The sequence below is a fragment of the Eisenbergiella massiliensis genome, assembly GCF_003435485.1.
Genome location: NZ_QVLV01000027.1, coordinates 1 through 18,139, shown reverse-complemented (window position 1 = coordinate 18,139; position 18,139 = coordinate 1). Strand labels below are relative to the sequence as shown.

At 47.3% G+C, this 18,139-nt stretch carries 19 protein-coding genes; 4 read left to right on the top strand and 15 right to left on the bottom strand.

Features of this window, described 5'->3' with window-relative positions; translation table 11 throughout:
- Positions 1-72 precede the first annotated feature (72 nt).
- The 6 genes from DXC51_RS24850 to DXC51_RS24825 all read right to left on the bottom strand — a co-directional run bounded on the left by DXC51_RS24850 (position 73) and on the right by DXC51_RS24825 (position 8,686).
- Positions 73-1,206 (bottom strand): aldo/keto reductase, encoded by a 1,134-nt coding sequence (locus DXC51_RS24850; protein WP_117545616.1) that lies wholly within the window; start codon positions 1,204-1,206, stop codon positions 73-75.
- 258 nt (positions 1,207-1,464) lie between these two features.
- A complete protein-coding gene (locus DXC51_RS24845) occupies positions 1,465-2,766 on the bottom strand; it encodes an ABC transporter substrate-binding protein (RefSeq protein ID WP_243003270.1) in 1,302 nt (433 codons plus the stop codon).
- Positions 2,766-5,705: a response regulator gene (locus DXC51_RS24840; protein ID WP_117545615.1), complete on the bottom strand. Its 2,940-nt coding sequence runs from the start codon at positions 5,703-5,705 to the stop codon at positions 2,766-2,768. The genes DXC51_RS24845 and DXC51_RS24840 overlap by 1 nt, the downstream gene beginning before the upstream one ends.
- 302 nt (positions 5,706-6,007) lie before the next feature.
- Positions 6,008-6,610, bottom strand: a complete 603-nt coding sequence (locus DXC51_RS24835; protein ID WP_117545614.1) for a cytidylate kinase-like family protein — start codon at positions 6,608-6,610, stop codon at positions 6,008-6,010.
- A 113-nt stretch (positions 6,611-6,723) separates the two neighbouring features.
- Positions 6,724-7,317: a cytidylate kinase-like family protein gene (locus DXC51_RS24830; protein ID WP_035322272.1), complete on the bottom strand. Its 594-nt coding sequence runs from the start codon at positions 7,315-7,317 to the stop codon at positions 6,724-6,726.
- Positions 7,318-7,330: 13 nt separating this feature from the next.
- A complete protein-coding gene (locus tag DXC51_RS24825; protein ID WP_102289214.1) occupies positions 7,331-8,686 on the bottom strand; it encodes an ArsB/NhaD family transporter in 1,356 nt (451 codons plus the stop codon).
- Positions 8,687-9,003: 317 nt separating this feature from the next.
- On the opposite strand from DXC51_RS24825, the gene pdaA reads away from it, so the two are divergent.
- Positions 9,004-9,828, top strand: a complete 825-nt coding sequence (pdaA, locus tag DXC51_RS24820) for a delta-lactam-biosynthetic de-N-acetylase (RefSeq protein ID WP_117545613.1) — start codon at positions 9,004-9,006, stop codon at positions 9,826-9,828.
- A 100-nt stretch (positions 9,829-9,928) separates the two neighbouring features.
- Here pdaA and DXC51_RS24815 read toward each other — a convergent pair whose 3' ends face one another.
- Positions 9,929-11,950, bottom strand: coding sequence for a beta-galactosidase (locus DXC51_RS24815; RefSeq protein WP_117545612.1), 2,022 nt, complete (start codon positions 11,948-11,950; stop codon positions 9,929-9,931).
- Positions 11,951-12,092: 142 nt separating this feature from the next.
- Here DXC51_RS24815 and DXC51_RS24810 point away from each other — a divergent pair, with 142 nt between their 5' ends.
- Positions 12,093-12,899, top strand: coding sequence for an AraC family transcriptional regulator (locus DXC51_RS24810; RefSeq protein WP_102289216.1), 807 nt, complete (start codon positions 12,093-12,095; stop codon positions 12,897-12,899).
- A gap of 44 nt (positions 12,900-12,943) precedes the next feature.
- Here the strand turns inward: DXC51_RS24810 and DXC51_RS24805 are convergent, their stop codons facing one another.
- The 3 genes from DXC51_RS24805 to DXC51_RS29705 all read right to left on the bottom strand — a co-directional run bounded on the left by DXC51_RS24805 (position 12,944) and on the right by DXC51_RS29705 (position 14,605).
- The gene (locus DXC51_RS24805) at positions 12,944-13,426 is read right to left on the bottom strand and encodes an amidase domain-containing protein (protein WP_334294622.1); all 483 of its coding nucleotides are present in this window, start codon (positions 13,424-13,426) and stop codon (positions 12,944-12,946) included.
- A 190-nt stretch (positions 13,427-13,616) separates the two neighbouring features.
- Entirely contained in the window at positions 13,617-14,222 is a 606-nt protein-coding gene (locus tag DXC51_RS24800) for a zinc ribbon domain-containing protein (protein ID WP_021637090.1), read from the bottom strand.
- A gap of 233 nt (positions 14,223-14,455) precedes the next feature.
- Positions 14,456-14,605, bottom strand: a complete 150-nt coding sequence (locus tag DXC51_RS29705; RefSeq protein ID WP_181970193.1) for a hypothetical protein — start codon at positions 14,603-14,605, stop codon at positions 14,456-14,458.
- 48 nt (positions 14,606-14,653) lie between these two features.
- On the opposite strand from DXC51_RS29705, the gene DXC51_RS24795 reads away from it, so the two are divergent.
- The gene (locus DXC51_RS24795; protein ID WP_117545610.1) at positions 14,654-15,625 is read left to right on the top strand and encodes a helix-turn-helix domain-containing protein; all 972 of its coding nucleotides are present in this window, start codon (positions 14,654-14,656) and stop codon (positions 15,623-15,625) included.
- A 21-nt stretch (positions 15,626-15,646) separates the two neighbouring features.
- On the opposite strand, the gene DXC51_RS29700 is transcribed toward DXC51_RS24795, so the two are convergent.
- The 5 genes from DXC51_RS29700 to DXC51_RS24780 all read right to left on the bottom strand — a co-directional run bounded on the left by DXC51_RS29700 (position 15,647) and on the right by DXC51_RS24780 (position 16,821).
- Positions 15,647-15,820, bottom strand: a complete 174-nt coding sequence (locus DXC51_RS29700; protein ID WP_181970192.1) for a hypothetical protein — start codon at positions 15,818-15,820, stop codon at positions 15,647-15,649.
- A gap of 135 nt (positions 15,821-15,955) precedes the next feature.
- Positions 15,956-16,135 (bottom strand): toxin-antitoxin system antitoxin subunit, encoded by a 180-nt coding sequence (locus DXC51_RS24790; protein ID WP_243003269.1) that lies wholly within the window; start codon positions 16,133-16,135, stop codon positions 15,956-15,958.
- A complete protein-coding gene (locus DXC51_RS30150) occupies positions 16,111-16,260 on the bottom strand; it encodes a hypothetical protein (protein ID WP_243003268.1) in 150 nt (49 codons plus the stop codon). The genes DXC51_RS24790 and DXC51_RS30150 overlap by 25 nt, the downstream gene beginning before the upstream one ends.
- Before the next feature lie 47 nt (positions 16,261-16,307).
- Positions 16,308-16,571, bottom strand: a complete 264-nt coding sequence (locus DXC51_RS24785) for a Txe/YoeB family addiction module toxin (RefSeq protein WP_117545609.1) — start codon at positions 16,569-16,571, stop codon at positions 16,308-16,310.
- Positions 16,564-16,821, bottom strand: a complete 258-nt coding sequence (locus DXC51_RS24780) for a type II toxin-antitoxin system RelB/DinJ family antitoxin (RefSeq protein ID WP_117545608.1) — start codon at positions 16,819-16,821, stop codon at positions 16,564-16,566. The genes DXC51_RS24785 and DXC51_RS24780 overlap by 8 nt, the downstream gene beginning before the upstream one ends.
- A gap of 497 nt (positions 16,822-17,318) precedes the next feature.
- Here DXC51_RS24780 and DXC51_RS24775 point away from each other — a divergent pair, with 497 nt between their 5' ends.
- Positions 17,319-17,957: a flavodoxin family protein gene (locus DXC51_RS24775; RefSeq protein ID WP_117545607.1), complete on the top strand. Its 639-nt coding sequence runs from the start codon at positions 17,319-17,321 to the stop codon at positions 17,955-17,957.
- The last annotated feature ends 182 nt before the right edge of the window (positions 17,958-18,139 follow it).

Below are 18,139 nucleotides of genomic sequence, written 5' to 3'. Positions count from 1 at the left end.
CCTCCCGGCCGAAAGCCTGTCCGTTCCCAATCGCCTTACTCTGTGACTGCCCTCAGGCATCGCATATCCTGCTTAACCCTGCAGCCGCGCCGAAAAATCCGCCATTGCCTCCGATATTTTTATCTGCTGGGGACAGACTGCCTCACAGCTTCTGCAGCCAATACAGGCGTCCGGCCTTTTATCCTCCGGCACCGCCATCAGCGCCATCGGCGCAATAAAGCCTCCTCCTGTAAAGCAGTGCTCATTATACAGCTCCAGAAGGGCGGGAATATCCAGTCCCTTCGGACAATGGCTCACACAATAATGGCAGGCGGTGCAGGGCAGGGCAATCTTTTTTACCATACGGTCCGCCACTTCCAACAGCGCAGCCATTTCCTTCTCATCCAGCGGCTTATCCTCTTCAAAGACAGCGATATTTTCCTGCATTTGCTGAAAATTGGACATTCCGGAAAGCACCATGGTCACCCCGGGGATTGACTGAAGGAACCGGAAGGCCCATGCGGGAATCCCCTCCTCCGGGCGAAGCCCCTTCAGGACAGCGGCATTCTCATCCTCCAGTGACGCCAGTTTTCCGCCGCGCAGAGGCTCCATGACCCAGACAGGGATATGATGCTCCTTCAGCAAATCGACCTTTGCCCTGGCATTCTGGAACGACCAGTCCAGATAATTGAGCTGGATCTGGCAGAATTCCATATGCTTGCCATAAGCGTCCAGAAAGCGTTTCATAATGTCATAGCTTCCATGGGCGGAAAATCCCAGATGACGGATACGCCCTTTTTTCTTCTGCTCCATCAGGTAATCGAAAATACCGTATTTTTCATCCAGATAAGCATCAATATTCATTTCACATACGTTGTGGAACAGATAAAAATCAAAATAATCCACTCCGCATTTTTCCAGCTGTGCTTCAAAAATGCTTTCCACCTTGTCCATGTTGGATAAATCATAGCCCGGAAATTTGGTGGCCAGATAAAAGCTTTCCCTGGGATACCGGCTCAAAGCCTCCCCCATCACGGTTTCGGAATTACCGGCATGGTAGCCCCATGCGGTATCATAATAATTGATGCCATGCTTCATAGCATAAGCAACCATTTCAGCAGTTGCTTCCTTATCGATCTGCGCGTCATTTCCATCAATCACGGGCAGACGCATGGCCCCCATACCCAGGGCAGATAACTGTAAGTCCTGAAATTCGCGGTATACCATTTTTTCTTCCTCCTGTTTCTTTGCAGTTTCGCCGCCTGCTAATCAAATTGAATGCTTCCTTTTCTGTTTTTATTGTAAATTCACTTTATGCCAAAGGCAAATACTTAAAAATAATACATAGTTATACCTTTTACGAATATCTCCGCCAGCCAGCCTTTTCAAGCCAACGATCCAGTCATCCATTCTCCCGTAAATACCATGCAAAAAACGGTACCGGAGCCTTCTTAAGCCCACAATACCGTTTTCGTTATTTTTGCATTACTGCTTCCCATACACTGCAATTTCCTGCTGCTGCCTGGAATCATACTCTGCCGCCGCTTCTTCCGCGCTCATTCCCCGGCAGACCTGCTGGCTCAAATCCCGCACCGTATCCCATACGTTAAAATGCAGACGGAAATCCTGATTGGGAATCTGCCCGCCGCCGGCCACGCATGCAATAATCGAATCCGACTGGGGGATATCCGGTGCTGTGGCATTTTGGGAAGAGGATATCTTTCCAAGGCTTGCAGCAAAGGAATCCAGCGTTTCCGTCTGGCCCAACGCTTCAACGATGGCAATGGCCGCATCCAGATGCTCCGAACCCGGATTGACTGCAAGGCGCTGATCCGCGCCGACCACGCAAATGGAACCGTTTTCCAGCACCGGCAGCGGCGTCATCTTTATTTCAAACGGATACCCTTCAAAAGTGACGCCCCGATAAAGCGCACATATGAAAGCACAGTTTCCTTCCGCAAAAAAAGCCTTTTCTTCATCACCCAAGGGCGCCATGCCGAGCGCGCCTTCCGGATCCATATAGCCCCGATCAATCAGCAGCCGGAGAAAGCTGAAGCCTTTTTCCATATACTCGCTGATCGCCGTCTCCCCGTTTGACAATGCCTCCAGCTTCTTTTCTGAATCAGCCTCCTGGTAAACATCATAAAGTCCTGCGCACATCACCGGCACCGTCAGGGCAAAATCCTTGTTCGCCCCATATGGAAGTATTCCGTTTTCCTTCAGAGTCTCACACACATTCAAAAATTCCTCCAGATTTTCCGGAACCTCCAGGCCGTACTCTTTCAGCATGTCCACATTCCAGACAAAACCGAAACAGGTATATGTAAGCGGAATGGAAAATACCTTTCCGTCATAGGTGCTCTGTATCAATGCATCATCTGACAGGTTCGACACACATTTCAGATCCGACATGTCGTAGATATACCCCTTATCATCAAACTCCAGCACATCCTCTGCCGGGATGAGGTATAAATCATCTGCGGTCCCTGAGGACAGGCGCTTTAGAAGAAGCTCCCGGTATGACAGCCCCTCTTCCGCATAATAGCCCGCAGAATCACTGTAAAGAGTTATGTTGGTGTTCCCGTCCCGGTTCAGCACCTTCCTGCAGCATTCTTCGATGGCTACAGAAACCGTTTCGTTTTGTGTAAACAGCTTCACAGGCGTTTCCGGAATGCTTTCGTCCAGATACACCTCCGGAGCGGATTGTTCCTTTCCGCAGCCTGCCCCCAGGAGAGCGGTTACCAATACAGCGCACAGCACACTTTTTCCCATCTTTTTCCCATTCATCACATTTCCCCTGATTTTCCCGTATTTAAAAACCGCCGGAGCGTGCTGTACAACTTGTCCAGCTCCACTGGTTTTCCTATATGTGCATTCATTCCCGCTTCCCTGCACTTGTTAATATCTTCCTTAAAAACATCCGCAGTCATGGCAATCACCGGAATCATGGCCGCATCCTCCCTGCCTGAATCCCTGATCGCTCTTACAGCCTCCAGTCCGTCCATTACCGGCATATTTACATCCATCAGTATGAGATGGTAATATCCGGGACTGCTGTCCAGATAATAATCCAGCGCCTCTTTCCCATTTTGCGCGCTGTCTACCACAGCGCCGCTGTTTTCCAGGAGCTCCACAATGATTTCCCGGTTCAGCTCATTATCCTCCGCTGTCAGGATTCTGATCCCCTGCAGGTTTTCCGCTTCTTCCGGCTGCAGTTTCGCTGTTACCGCTTTCTCCGTTTCCTGTTTTTCCGTTTCCTTATTTTTGTCCCATATGTAATATTTCATCTGCTCCAGAAGCTCTGTCCTGAAAATCGGCTTTGTCAGGAAGCCGTTAATTCCTGCCTCAAGAGCCTCCTCCTTCACACTTTCCCAATCATATGCGGACAACAGAAGAATGGGGACCTCGCTGCCCAGCCGCCCCCTGATCTGTCTTGCAGTCTCCAGACCGTCCATTCCGGGCATTCTCCAGTCAAGAATAACAACACAGTAATCATCCTTTTCCTCATGGGCCTTGTAGACCTGTTCCACCGCCGCAGGGCCATTATTAACCCAATTGGCGCGCACACCGCTTTCCTGGAGTATCAGGCCGATGCTTTCGCAGGCATCCCGATCATCATCCACGATAAGCGCCGAATAACCGGACAGCTCCGGGAATTCCTCCACCTGCTGCGCCGGCAGCTTCAGCGGAATTTCCACCGTAAAACGTGATCCCTCATGCTCCCTGCTTTCCACGCTTATCAGTCCGCCCATCAAATCCACAATACTCTTTGTGATCGCAAGCCCCAGTCCCGTGCCGGGAACCTGGTTCATCCTGCTGTCCTCCGCTCTTTCAAAGGGCAGGAAAATACGCTCCAGGAATGCAGGACTCATGCCGAAGCCGTTATCCTCTACCACAAAACGCATCCTTATGGTATCCGACTCCATCGGCAGCTCTGAAATCAGCAGGCGGATTTCACCACCCTCCTGCGTATACTTCACCGCATTTGACAACAGGTTGAGCAATATTTTCTGCAAATGCAGCGTATCGCTGATTACCGTGTCATGCTCCAGAATCCGTGACTGCATCCGCAGGCTCTGCCCCTTCTTATCCATATCAGGCTTGATAACGGACAGAAGATTTCCAATCAGGCTGGGAAGATGCACATTTTCTTCCTTGAGGCTGATCCTTCCGCTCTCGATTCGGGACATGTCCAGCACTTCGTTAATCAGAGACAGCAAATGTCCTGAGGCCGCCGTAATTTTGTTCAGACATGACTCTACCTTTTCCCTGTCATCCAGATTCTTTAAGGCGATATTCGTCATTCCTATAATTCCATTCATAGGAGTCCTGATGTCATGGGACATGGAGGAAAAGAAGGCCGTTCTTGCGCGGTTACTGTTCTGCGCCTGCGTCAGGGCATCCGCCAGCTGATCCCGCATATCATGCTCACTGGTCGTCTCATGAAATACCGCCAGATACTGTCCGTAATCCGCCGGTATCAGATGGACCGCAATCCAGCGTCTCACCTCATTTGGTCCGCTTCCAACCATGGACTCCCTTGTAATCTGCTCTCCAAGCGTCCCCCTCAGGAAGCCGTTCCTGGCCTCATCCTCCCGGGACATGCCGCTGGCATCAAACACCTGTCCGGGCCTTTCCATTACCTGCTGTGAGGTTATGCCAAGAAGCCCCGGCAGGTTATCCGACACCAGCTCCACCTTCTGCTGCTCCGGCGTATACAGCATAAATGCAAAATCAATATTCGCCGAAAGGTTCCCGAACAGCTTCTCCCGGTACTCCTTCTGCTTTACATCGGCCTTCATGGACTGTCTGCCCGCCAGCAGTGCTGAAATGGAAATTCCTCCGATAAGGAGCAGGCAGAACATACAGCACAGCATACAGATGATGGGCGTAGCCTCCTGCTGAAGGATCGAACGCGGTATAACCGTGAGAAGATAACAGCCCTCCGGCGCTTCTACAGGAAGGAAACCCAGCAGGGACTTCTGATCTTTATATACGATGGTAAGCGTTCCGCTTTTTTCTTCCTCCATCACCTGACGGAGCGTCTCCCGGACGGCATCTCCATTCCCCTGTTCTCCCAGATAGCTGAAAATGTCTTTTTCCCCTCCCGTTCCCCGGGAGCTGATAATGAATTTCCCATCGCTGTCCACTACAAAGGCGGAACCCGCCCCATTATGGAAGGTAAACAGGGTAGGAAGGTTATAATCATTGACAATCCGATCCGCATATACGGCCCCTACCTGCTTTCCATCCCTGATTACAGGGGACTGGTAGGTGAGCTGAAGCCGCCCGCTGGAACCGTAATAAGGGGCTGAAATACCGTTCTTCCCCTGAGAAAGGGATATCTCATCAAACTGAAAATCCGAGGCATAAATGGTATTTCCCTTACTGTCTGTTCCCTTCCCATCCATATTTATATATGAAAATTGATAAAAATCCGTAAAATCCGTATATTTACACAGCGTCTTCCCAACCATGTCCTCTTCTTCAAGGGCAAGCAGGTCTGCAAGGGTGTTTAACATTTCCTGATCCAAAGTGATCTTATTATTCAGCCCCTCGTTAATAACCCGGCTGGAGGTCAGAAGATTCTGATTGGCGCTGCGGTTCATTCTGCCGATAATCTGGATAAGAAAGAAACTGGAAACAGACAGGGCAATCACAAAAATCCCTGCTGATGCCGCCAGTATCGCGCCTGATTTCTTTTTTTCCTTCGCTTCAGCTTTCACTTACGTACCTCCGGGAAATTTTCATTTGTCTCCGATAGGCTGCTGCGGTATCCTCTTCCCTTTTTTCTGAAACTGCAGTGAATGGCGGAACAACTGTCCGGGCAGAAATATCCGTTACAAAATATCTTCAATATGATATAGTCTAGCACGAAATGAAACAATTGACTATATCCTTATGATTAATTATTACAAAAATAATGAAAAATCATAAAAAATCTGCGGCGTCTCCGGCCGCAGATTCTATTTTACCGTACTTTTACTCCTTATGCAGTTAATAAATATGTATCCGTCCCGCTGCTGTTTCAGCAATTTGATTCCATACGCGCTCTGATGCAGTTTTCCAGCATATCCACTGTTTTCTCAATTCCCAGCCTGCTGCTGTTGATGGAGAAATCATAATTTCTGGAATCTCCCCATTTGCCTTTGCAGTAATAATTATGGTAGGATTTCCTGTTCCAGTCCTCCCGCTTCATCATACGCCTGGCTTCCTCTTCGGATACGCCGTAGACCTTTCTGATACGCTCCGCCTTTACATCCGGATCTCCCAGGACAAATATGGAAACCAGGCCGTCGAAGCCCTTCAGAATCGTTTCAGAGCATCGGCCCACAATGACAAAGGATTCTCCTGCTGCGGCTTTCTTTTTCAGGTAATCAAACTGCATATTGGCAAGATTCTCCTGCATGGAATTGGAATATCCCCTTACCGTTCTGGAAAAAAGCCTGTTCTTCGGCCGTTCATCATACTTTTTCAGGCTTTCGTGAGAAATCTCCTTTTCCTCAGCAATGTGCTCCAGCAGGTTATTATCGTACAGCGGAAGCTCAAACCGTCTGGCCAGCTCCTCTGCAATCACATGGCCGCCGCTGCCGAATTCACGTCCTACGGAAATAATCAACTGTTTCCCCATAACACTTCCCCCAAGCTTAGTAGAATTCCGGCAGCCGAAAACTGCCGTTTCTTATATTTTAGCATTTTTACGGTTAATGGCAAGTGCATTTCTAACTGCCGGCCTGAAAATTGTTAATGAGTGGCAGCCCTGATATATTCTTCAAGCATCGTCACCGTGCCGTCAATACCCAGCCTGCTGCTGTTAATGGAGAAATCATAATTTCTGGAATCTCCCCATTTTCCCCTGCAATAGTAATTATGATAGGTTTTCCGTTCCCAGTCCTCCCGCTCCATCATATGCAGGGCCTCGTCCCTGGAAACGCCGTATACCTTCATCACACGCTCCGCCTTCTTTTCCTTATCCCCCAGGATAAAAAAGGAGATAAGGCCGGGAAAGCCCTTCAGCTTTGTTTCAGCACAGCGGCCTACCACCACAAAGGATTCTCCGCTCTCTGCCTTTTTTTTCAGATAGTCGAACTGCATATACGCAATGTTTTCCTGCGCGGAATTGGAGTAACCCCGGACCGTCCTGGAAAGCAGCCTGTTTTTAGGCTTCTCGTCATATTTTTTCAATTCTGTATGATCTATATTTTTCTCCTGCGCAATATGTTCCAGAAGATTGCTGTCATACAACGGCAAGCCGAATCTTTTGGCAAGCGCTTCGGCAATTACATGACCACCGCTGCCGAACTCACGTCCCACGGAAATAATCATCTGTCCGTCCATCAGTCTCTCCTTCCTAGAAATATCTGACATAAATACACAACATGGAGATCAGCATCACGAGAATGGTAGCCGGCGCCGCATATTTACAGTATTTTCCCCAGCCAATCATATGTCCTTCCTTGGCCGCCACGGAAATTCCCACAACATTGGCAGAAGCGCCGATGGGTGTTGCGCTGCCGCCGATATCGGTTCCCATAGCCAGCGTCCAGGCAAGCACGGAAAGATCCACGCCCTGTGCCGCCGCCAGGCTCCTGATAACCGGCACCATTGTAGCCGCAAAGGGGATGTTGTCCACAAAAGCGCTGGCAATGGCTGAAACCCACAGGACGATGGCGATCATGAGCATGGCGTTGTCACCGCTTATTTTTGCAATAAAGCCGGCGATCAGCTCCAGGATTCCGGTCTGTTCCAGTCCGCCTACCACAATAAACAGGCCGATGAAAAACAGGAGTGTCTTATAATCCACCTTTTTCAACAGGATTACAGCCTCCCTGCCCGCCGTAAGAAGGGTCACCACGCCGATAAAAACGCCTATGGCCGCCACAGTCAGCCCTGTCTGTGCATGTGTGATAAGGAGCACTACCGCACAGGCAAAAATGATACAGCTGATGATGAAATCCTTCTTATTTTCGATAGCATCCCTGGGATCCGGATAGGATACCGTCCCTTTTCCCGCCGCGCTCTGCCCCAGCTCCTTCCGGAAGCAGAAGTAAAAATAAGCAATGGTAAACACCAGGGCGATCAGTGCAATATAACCTGTGTTCGTAATAAAATCGCTGAAGGAATATCCCAGTGAGGTTCCCACAATAATATTCGGCGGATCCCCGCACATGGTGGCGGAGCCGCCCAGGTTGGCGCAGAAAATTTCCGAAATAATCATTGGAACCGGATTGAATTTCAGCAGACGGGCCAGCTCCACCGTGGCCGCCGCCAGAAATAAGATTACCGTAATACTGTCAATAAACATGGCCAGGATGCTGGACATTACCATAAAAGTAATAAAAAGCGGAATTGTCCGGTACTTTACAGCCTTTGCAATACGCAGGCACAGCCAACGGAAAAAGCCTGCTCTTCCCATGCCTTCCACCATTATCATCATTCCCGCAATAAAAAGAATCGTCGCCCAGTTAATTCCGGACGAGGATTCCGCCGCTTCCTTTGCCTGATACCAGAAGCCTGCCGTAAAAAAATCTCTCAGCGCCAGTGTGTTCCAGATTGCCGGCATGCTGTGCATGCTCAGGCCGAAAACCAGGACGATCATCAAAAGGCCGCATCCTAGGGATACAAGGTGCCGTTCAATTTTTTCCGACACAATCAATCCGAACATTGCCACAAAAATAACAACAGCTAATATCTGTGCTACAGTCATGTCCTATCTTCCTCCTCTTTACATATTCTGTCTTTATAATTTTGCAAGCCGGGACGGAACCACTCAGTTTCGCCCCGGCTTGTTATTATATTACAAAAAAACAAGGTTGAATATGGCAAAAACTTACAAGCTTTTTCTTCATTTTTCTACCGCAGACTGCATATAAAAATACCTTACACGCTTAAGAATCGTGATTTTGCGCTGTTTTTTGCGGATTCCTTCTTTTTTTCAGGCAGTGTTAACATTTTGCTAAAAATTCTGCAAGTCTTAAACCGGCCTTTGATGTATATAATGAAAGAAAAACCGGAATCAGACACATGAACAAACTTGAAAAAATCAAAGGGCTGACGGGGGTGCTTTTTCTGTTTGTCCTGGCCTTCCTTGCAGGCCGTTTTCTGGCAAAGGCCATGGACACCAGAAGCACAATGGCGCCGGCGGTCCTGCCTGCGGAAGGGAACTGGGGACTGAGCTTTCAGGAGGACGGAAAACCGCCGGTTGCCAATGCCACCTATGAGGAGCTGGCGAAATATGATGCCTTTTACGCCGAAAATACACAGGATAAGGTTCTTTATCTGACCTTTGACTGCGGCTATGAAAATGGGAACACGCCGGCAATCCTGGATGCATTGAAAAAGCATAACGTAAAGGCAACCTTTTTTGTGGTGGGAAATTATCTGGAAACCAGCCCGGATCTGGTAAAACGGATGCTGGCAGAGGGGCACATCGTGGGGAATCACAGCTACCATCACCCGGACATGTCCCGGATGGACAAAGACGCTTTTGCCAAAGAACTGGGAGATTTGGAAGCGCTTTATGAGCAGACCACAGGGCAGCCGATGATGAAGTTCTACCGGCCGCCCCAGGGAAAATACAGTGAAAATAATCTCCAAATCGCAAAAGATCTGGGCTATAAAACCTTCTTCTGGAGCCTGGCTTATGTGGACTGGGATCAGGATAAGCAGCCGACCCACGAAGAGGCCTTCGATAAACTGCTCAAAAGGGTACATCCCGGAGCCATCGTGCTGCTTCATAATACCTCAAAAACAAATGGTGAAATACTTGATGAGCTGCTCACAAAATGGGAAGGGATGGGTTACAGCTTCCGTGCCCTGACAGAGCTGCCCGGGGTGGGAAACAGCTGATGGACGGCAAAAGGCCCGCTTCTTTTCTTGCAGGTCTGGCTTCCTGCCTGAAAAGAAGCGGGCTTTCCGCCATCCATTTTTGCATTGATGCTTTTCTGTGCTATTCCTGTGAAGCACTATCCTCCACACGCACAATCCTTACATCGTATTTTGCAAGCATATCTCCCGCCTTTACCGTCTCCCCGGTCAGCATATCCATATGGCCTGCGAGAGCGGGAGGGACCGGCAGCGCCTTATCCTGGAAATTTATCACAAAATAGAAGCTGCATCCATCTTTTTTCCTGCAAACCGCCTCCAGTCCGTCCGTTCCTTCAAGCACTGGCTTTACCTGTGCATCCGAAACGGCGCTTTCCAGGATCTTTTCAAGCCCTTCTTCCATTCTTGTTCCTATATAATAGGTTATACCGTCACCATACCTGTTTTTTGTCACAGCAGGCATATCCCTGTAAAAATCCTGACCATATCTGGCAAGACATTCGGCGCCTTCCAGATGCATAAGCTCACATAACAGCCCGCAGGAGGCTTTTGTGCCGTCCTGGAAAATCACCTCATTTGACTGCTTCGGTGAAAGCGCATCTATTTCCTCCACCCACACGCCGGCAAGGGTTCTCAACGGCCCGGGATAACCTCCCAGGTAAACATTATCCGATTGATCCACAATACCGCTCATATAGGTGGTGACGAGCACGCCGCCCTGCTCCACGTATTTCTCCAACGCTTCCTTTACCCCTTCCTTTACCATATAAAGCACAGGGGCAACCACCATCTTATATCTGCCGAAATCCGCATCACAGGGGATCATATGTACCGCAATATTTCTGTCATAGAAGAACTGGTAATACTGCTGAATCTGATCCACATAGGTCAAATCCTCGGACGGCCCGCTTGTATATTCCAGCGCCCAGTAATTATCCCAGTCAAAAACAATTCCCACCTCTGCTTCATTTACGGCTCCCAACGTGGCATTGCCCAGCTTCTCCAGCTCGGTCCCCAGCTGCTTTACCTCCCGGAATACCCTGGTATCCTCCGTCCCCGCATGTGCAATGACCGCGCCATGGAATTTTTCACAGGCCCCTTTGCTGCGGCGCAGCTGGAAAAACTGTATGGTATCCGCTCCCCGCGCCAGCGTCTGATAGCTCTGCGCCCGCATCTGGCCCGGACGTTTCAGGGAATTGTATTGCTGCCAGTTCTGCTGGCTGGGCGTCTGCTCCATAAGCATGAAGGGAGCATCCTTTAGCCCGCGCATCAGATCGTTCCTTAATGCTGTATAGCTCCAGGGCGTATCATAACGGGGATAATTGTCCCAGGAAACGATATCCATCTCCTTCGCCCATTTAAAATAATCCAGCCCTTTATAGGTTCCCATCAGATTCGTCGTGATCGGCGTTTCCTTATCATAACGGCGGATGGCATCTCTTTCCATAGTAAAATTAGCCAGTATGCTGTCCGACATAAAACGACGGTAATCAATGGAAATTCCTGCAAATGCGGTTTTGCCAGTGCCTATCCCCTCGCTCAGTGCATTAGGCAGCACGATTTCATCCCAGTCATAAACGGTGTGTCCCCAGAATTCCATGTTCCACGCCGCGTTGAGCGCTTCCAACGTTCCGTATTTCTTGCGCAGCCAGACACGGAAAGCCTTTTCGCAGTGTTCACAGTAGCATTCCCCGCCATATTCATTATTCACATGCCAGCAGGTGACGTGAGGATTGCTTCCATAACGCTCGGCCAGTCTGGATGCCAGTGCCTCTGCGTATTTCCGGTAGATTGGAGAGTTGGGGCAGGCGTTGTGTCTCTGGCCGAATTTATGCTGTCTTCCTTCATAATCCGTCCTTGCCACCTCCGGATAGTTCTTTACCATCCATGCCGGAAGCGACGCTGTGGATGTGGCAAGCACTATATCATAATTCTCACGGCTGAGCATGTCCACAATATCATCCAGCTGTTCAAAATCATAGGTCTCCTCCGAAGGCTGAAGCCTTGCCCAGGAAAACACATTCACTGTAGCGCTGTTAATCCGCGCATCCCTGAAAATCCTCATATCCTCATCCCAGATTTCCCTGGGCCACTGGTTCGGATTATAATCCCCTCCGTATAAAATCCTCTTAAATTTTCCTTCCATCCTGTCTTTCCCTCTCTTTACATAAATTTACATTGCCGCAGGACTCTTCCCCCAGCTTTACTGACATTATATTATGGATGGACAACGGTATGTGTAACATGTTAAACTAAAAAATATAACATTTCGAAACAGGAGAAAAACCATGCCAATCATTTTCAGGAGCGCGCCTGTCAGCGAGCCTTTCACTTTTGATTCCGTAGGCAACCACTGGAGCCAGGAAAGCGTACGGCGCCCCAAAGGCTATCCGCTCTACCATTATCTGCAGACGGAAAAGGGCTGCGGGCGAATTGAAATCCAGGGAAGAAAATATCTTCTGAATGAAGGGGAGGGCGTTCTTATCGCACCTTTTACAGAGCATGCCTATTCCGGCAAAACAGACAGCTGGTTTACCCTTTTTGCCACCTTTGCCGGAACAATAGAAAGCAGTATTGTCACAATGCTGGGAAACAGATCCGTCATTTTTATTGAAAAAGATCAGGGCGCGCAAATCGCTGCCCTGATCCGGGATGTGATGGAAAAATATGAAAATCCTCCGGTAGATGAAAAATCCCTTTCCGCCGACTGTTACCGGCTGCTGATGTATTTCGTGGACGGCGTATATACCCGTGACCTGATTAAAGACCCTCTCTATGAGAAATATGTGGCTCCTGTGGTAAAAGAGATCGAAACAAATTACGGGCAGGAGCTGACAGTGCTGGATTTAAGCCGTCAGGTTTTTATCACCCCCCAGTACCTCTCCCGTCTGTTCGGCCGTTTCCTTGGTTGTTCAGCCTATGAATACCTGACCGTTTACCGGATCAATAAGGCAAAGGAATTCCTCCTGACCTTTCCGCGAATGAGCGTACAGGATATCGCACAGAGAGTGGGCTTTACCGATGCCAGCCATTTTATAGCCAGCTTTAAAAAAATGACCGGGCTAACGCCACTGGAATTCCGGAAGCTGAATTAATTCCGTCCGTTTTCCCGGAGCCACGGCAGCCCCATTACAAATGCTTACCAGCTGCGAACCCCTATAATATGCAGGAAACGCGACTTTGGGTAGATATACGTATCCAGCGGCCTCATATAGGCGTCATAGGTATGGGCAGCCACATAAATGCGGCCGTCCTCCACGGCGACAATCACCGGGCTGTGATAGTACCCGTTCTGGTTTCCCAGCTGCACAATATCACCGGGCACTGCGCCTGCGGCGTCGGTTGCAGCGGCATATGGCCCGACGGATTTATTCCCTGTGAGGAAATTATAAAGATACTGCACTCCTGTCCAGCTTGGCGAGCGGTCCGAGCTGCTGTTATAGTACCAGCCCGTCACTGGCGTATAATTCATGACGCCGCTCCCCGCATAGATACACTGGGAAGCAAAATTGGTGCAGTCCCCTCCCAGTTCTTCAAAATTATAATATCGGGGATTTCTTCCAAGCGCCCATTGCTTTGCATATTGCAGCGCCGCCTCTCTGCGGTATTCCATTTCCTTCAGCATGTATTTACCCTGTTTCTTTTACTTTACCATATAATATACCGGAACTGGCGCCGATGCTCCTGATCTTCGGAATCTGCCTGTGCTGTCCGCAAGAAAGTGATTCCTGAGCACCGGAAGACTAAAATAAAATCAGCCGGATGCTGTCACACTTACTGCATCCGGCTGAATCGCTTCACTTCCGATCATTCTAATCTGCTTTATTAATATCTTTGTATTCTATTATAAAAAGATTGTCCATCAGAAATGTCAGTTCAATACTGCTATACTCTGTTTTCCATATGTAGGTAGAAAGATCCTGACTGTGATCACCATATAATTCATCAAATTTCTTTGTATATTCTTCAATCAGAGAATTATCGGTGTAAGAACTGCTGTCAAGATTCGTGATAAATAAAGCTACCTGATCTAATGAATCATTTTCAAACTCATAAGATAATATGCAGTTTACTCCTTCTTTTCCCTCATAATTCTGCAAATCAACAGTAATTTTGCCATCCTTTTCAATACTGATTACATCATCGTCTATTTGTTTTTTGACTTCTTCATATGATGTTCCCCATTTCAACCCATTATAATAACCACTCTTATCCGTTTTATTGGCGGACCTGTAAACTATAAATCCAATCAGTGCTGCCGCCAAAATAACAATCGCTGTTATAATTATTATCATTTTCTTCTGCTTATTGTTGTTGGATGCCGCAGCCGAACCCGCAACAGGACATCCGCATTTGGGGCAAAAAGAAGCTTCTCCGCTTATCTCTGATCCACATTTTGAACATTTAATTAATGCCATAGAATTAATCTCCCTTATGTACTCTTATTATTTTTCTGTCTTCTTATACGTTATCCGGCTTCTTTTTTTGTCCTCCTCAGCAAAACCTTTCCGCAATAGGTACTCTTTTGAACCTTGCCGGAAATTTCCTGTCCGCACTCAGGTACCTTAATCATAACCATAAATAATCCCCCTTCATATGGCAACATGTACATCATAAACTGAATTATACCTGTCCCTTTATGCAAAGTCAATCAAATCAATCCCTGTTCCGCCTTGGTAAAATAAGGCGGAATCACCTGCTGCTTTCTGCTTACTATTTCTCTGCGTAATTGCGCTGCCATTATCATTAAAAATATTTCAAAAAATCCGTTGCCATGAGCAATAATTGCTTCTATACTCATAAAGATGGAAGCATTTCAGTCAGATGATTTTCAGGAAAGGCAGAAACAATGGAAGATTTTCTTTTTTATAAAATGGACAGCACCTGCATGCCCGTAGTTAAATTTACAAATAAAGTGAGCGTAAAACCGCCTCACATCCATATAAAAAGACAAACAGAGGAATTCATACTTTATTTTGTACTTTCAGGGGAAATGTATCTGAAGGAAGGGAGCCGCGAATATGCGCTGAAGCCCGGTGATATGCTCATCCTGGATCCTCATCTGGTACACTGCGGCACAAAGGCTTCCTCCTGTACGTATTTTTACATACACTTTTATCATGATCGGATGGCAGAATGCTCCGCACCGGAGGAGCTGGTAAAAAACGAGCTTGTCAGCAGCCGTTTTGCCGCGCTTCAGACAGATGAATGTTCCATCCGTAAAAATCCGGCTTCCCCCATTCTGCTGCCAAAGCACATGCATATCGGCCAGCCAGGCGCTGTAATGCAGCTGACGGAACTGCTGGAACAGATCAAGGCTTCCCACTACAATCATCTGGAGCATTTTCAGCTGAATACCGGGTGCCTGTTTCTGCAGTTTCTCATTCTTCTGTCACGGGAACTGACCGATTCCTGTCTGTATGAAGAAAACTTCGGGCTTACAGGCCGTTCCACACGGATTATCCATGATATCCTTACTTTCTTCCAGAGCAGCTACACGGAGGAAATTACCAGCGCCCTCATCGAACAGAAATACGGCTGTAATTATGATTATATCAACCGTTTATTTAAGAAAGCCACAGGGAAAACGATCCTTGCTTACCTGAATGAGCTTCGGATTTCCAAAGCCAGGCAGCTGCTGTCGGACGGCACCAGCAGGATTTCCGACGTGGCTGAAAAGTGCGGATTCAGGGATATTTATTATTTTTCCAGGGTATTCAAGAAATACACTGGCACTACGCCCGGCGCTTATTCCAGAAAATACGGCCTGTCCGGCAAAAAAATGCCGCTTGCCCGAAATATGTCCGTACCGCGGGAATAGGTATTATCCGGCGCTTATACATTATACGCACTTTCCCGCTTTCCGCTTTGGCTCTCCAAGCAATTCCCTGACTTCTTTATTGGTGATGCAGTACCTTTTGGCAATCCTCTTCAGATCTCTGCCCTGCCTGTGTTCCTCTCTGATATCGGCAGCATTCCATTTGTGCCTGACTGGGGGATTCATAAACTTTTCCAATGTATTTGCTCCTTTACGTTTGTCTCCATTATGACATGATATCAATTTGTGTTTGAATAACATCTTTCAGCAGATTTATATCATATCCTCTCATTTTTACCCGCCTGTAATCTTTCCGGAATTGTCCGGCTATTTCTAACTGTAACATCTTTTACCATCGATTTCTGCGTCAGATTCTGCAAACAATTCACGGGCAGGGGGATAGCTTTTAATGGAGATATCACCATTAATAATATCTCCTTCTTCCTGCATGGCGGCTTCTGTCTCCGCGTTGTACCGGGACAGCTTCCTTACGAAAGGCAAGCCTGCTTCCATGATAGATTTGCGTAAATAATATTGATTACATCATTAACTGTAATACCAAAACAGGCAAAAAGTTTTTCTGCTCCGGCTTTTGTTTCTGGATCAATGCAACCGTTGATATTAACTGTCTTGGCCATTATGCTCACCGCCTTTTATAAAGGAAAAGAGGGCGGTTTCCCGTCCTCTAGCCATCATAATGTCCACGGCATGATAGTATTTCCAAAACATTGTCATTGATACGATAAACAAAGCGGTTTGTATCATCAATACGTCTGCTCCAAAAGCCGCTCAAATCTCCCTTCAGCGGTTCAGGTTTACCAATACCATCAAAATTCCCTCGCTCTATATCCTTTAGCAAGGCATTGATACGTTTCAACGTTTTTTTATCTTGTGTCTGCCAGTACAGATAATCCTCCCAAGCTTCATCAAACCATACTTTTTCATTCACCCTCTACCTCAATTGGCTCATGCTCTACGCCTTTTCCGGCATTAAGGGCGGCAACACCGCGTCGCAAGTGCGCCATATTGCTTTCGGAATAGAATGGATCAGCAGACAATTCAAAGGGTATACGCCGCTCTCTGGCAACCTTTTTCAAAAAGATATTGATTGCAGTTGACATACTCAAACCAATGTCATCAAAGGTTTGCTCAGCACCACGCTTCACATCATCATCAACACGTAAACTAATCTGTGCCATAAAATTCCTCCTTTCTTGTTCTTTTATTGTACCACGTATATCAGCAAAATACAAGCATTTCAATATACATATGCTTGTTTCAATGTGATATGACTATCTGTCAGTGTTTGACACAAAATAATAATAAAAATGTAGTCCATAATTATGTCGAATTTTGCCATCACAATCTCCGTCAAACATTTGCATCATAGGCCAAATCACACTGCTTACCTCCTAAAAACATCAATTTTCTTCACTCTCTATTTGATTCTTCATAAAAAAATTAACTACATTTTCCAACACTTTCTACTTTAATTGAAGTGCGCCTGTAAATAGTCACATGGTATCCGACTTTCTAAAATCACGCAATAAGGAATCATAACGAATTTAAGAAGTTCGCGGAAAGCCTTGATTTCAAGCCGTTTTACTGCGATACTTATAAGAGTTTATAAAATGGATTCAAAGCTTTCAATCAAAAAATATCACTTGAAAAAAGCTTATTTTAAAGGAGGTTCTTCATGAAAATCACATGCATTTCAGGCTCCAACATATTAAACAGCAAAGCTGAAAGCACCTCCCTGCAGCTTTGCGCAGTCATTGCCCAAACCGCCGCCAGGAAACACATCTCCTGCGAGATTATCGACCTGCGTAGCTATGCGCTTTCCCCTTGTACCGGCTGCGGCTGCTGCTTCAGCACCCGACGCTGCCATATGGATGCCGGTTTTAATGAGATCTACGAAAAACTGACACTGTCGGACTGTATTTTCTTCATTTCCCCCCACTACGCCCCCATCCCCGCCAAGGTAAGCATGCTTCTGGAAAAAATGGAACAGATCACCTTTCTTCACTGGTGGAAGGATAATTCCTACCGTTCGGAACTGTATCATCTTCCCGCAGGGATTATCTCACATGGCGGCGGTGCGCAATGGGCGCTGAAAAGCTATAAAGCAATGGTAAACGACACGATAGCAAATGCACTGGAAACAATTCAATGCAGGGTAATCCCCTTTGATTCCGAATGGAATACCGGCATTTCTCTTCCTATCTCCAAAATCGAGGAAACAGACAGCATCTTCCCGGTTCAGAGATACGACTGGGATTCCATAAGGCAGAAACTGGAGGAATACATTGAAATTGTCCTGCGGGAAACACTGTGAGCGCTATGAAAAGAATCTTTCTAATTCATAAAATATCTTTACAAAAGCAGCTTTGGGAGGTAGCATAAGCCTAACACAGACATACTGCCGCCCGGAATGCGCCGGCAGCTGTTTCATTTCAGTGAAGGATAAGGAGCATTCCTGTAATTCAGAAATAACGCCAATTGAATAAAAAAGAACCT

Excerpts from the sequence above, each read along its gene's own strand:
- DXC51_RS24850 (WP_117545616.1), bottom strand. The coding sequence starts at position 1,206 with ATGGTATACCGCGAATTTCAGGACTTACAGTTATCTGCCCTGGGTATG.
- DXC51_RS24845 (WP_243003270.1), bottom strand. The coding sequence starts at position 2,766 with ATGAATGGGAAAAAGATGGGAAAAAGTGTGCTGTGCGCTGTATTGGTA.
- DXC51_RS24835 (WP_117545614.1), bottom strand. The coding sequence starts at position 6,610 with ATGGGGAAACAGTTGATTATTTCCGTAGGACGTGAATTCGGCAGCGGC.
- DXC51_RS24830 (WP_035322272.1), bottom strand. The coding sequence starts at position 7,317 with ATGGACGGACAGATGATTATTTCCGTGGGACGTGAGTTCGGCAGCGGT.
- DXC51_RS24825 (WP_102289214.1), bottom strand. The coding sequence starts at position 8,686 with ATGACTGTAGCACAGATATTAGCTGTTGTTATTTTTGTGGCAATGTTC.
- pdaA (WP_117545613.1), top strand. The coding sequence starts at position 9,004 with ATGAACAAACTTGAAAAAATCAAAGGGCTGACGGGGGTGCTTTTTCTG.
- DXC51_RS24815 (WP_117545612.1), bottom strand. The coding sequence starts at position 11,950 with ATGGAAGGAAAATTTAAGAGGATTTTATACGGAGGGGATTATAATCCG.
- DXC51_RS24810 (WP_102289216.1), top strand. The coding sequence starts at position 12,093 with ATGCCAATCATTTTCAGGAGCGCGCCTGTCAGCGAGCCTTTCACTTTT.
- DXC51_RS24800 (WP_021637090.1), bottom strand. The coding sequence starts at position 14,222 with ATGGCATTAATTAAATGTTCAAAATGTGGATCAGAGATAAGCGGAGAA.
- DXC51_RS29705 (WP_181970193.1), bottom strand. The coding sequence starts at position 14,605 with ATGAGTATAGAAGCAATTATTGCTCATGGCAACGGATTTTTTGAAATA.
- DXC51_RS24795 (WP_117545610.1), top strand. The coding sequence starts at position 14,654 with ATGGAAGATTTTCTTTTTTATAAAATGGACAGCACCTGCATGCCCGTA.
- DXC51_RS24790 (WP_243003269.1), bottom strand. The coding sequence starts at position 16,135 with ATGGAAGCAGGCTTGCCTTTCGTAAGGAAGCTGTCCCGGTACAACGCG.
- DXC51_RS30150 (WP_243003268.1), bottom strand. The coding sequence starts at position 16,260 with ATGGCCAAGACAGTTAATATCAACGGTTGCATTGATCCAGAAACAAAA.
- DXC51_RS24780 (WP_117545608.1), bottom strand. The coding sequence starts at position 16,821 with ATGGCACAGATTAGTTTACGTGTTGATGATGATGTGAAGCGTGGTGCT.
- DXC51_RS24775 (WP_117545607.1), top strand. The coding sequence starts at position 17,319 with ATGAAAATCACATGCATTTCAGGCTCCAACATATTAAACAGCAAAGCT.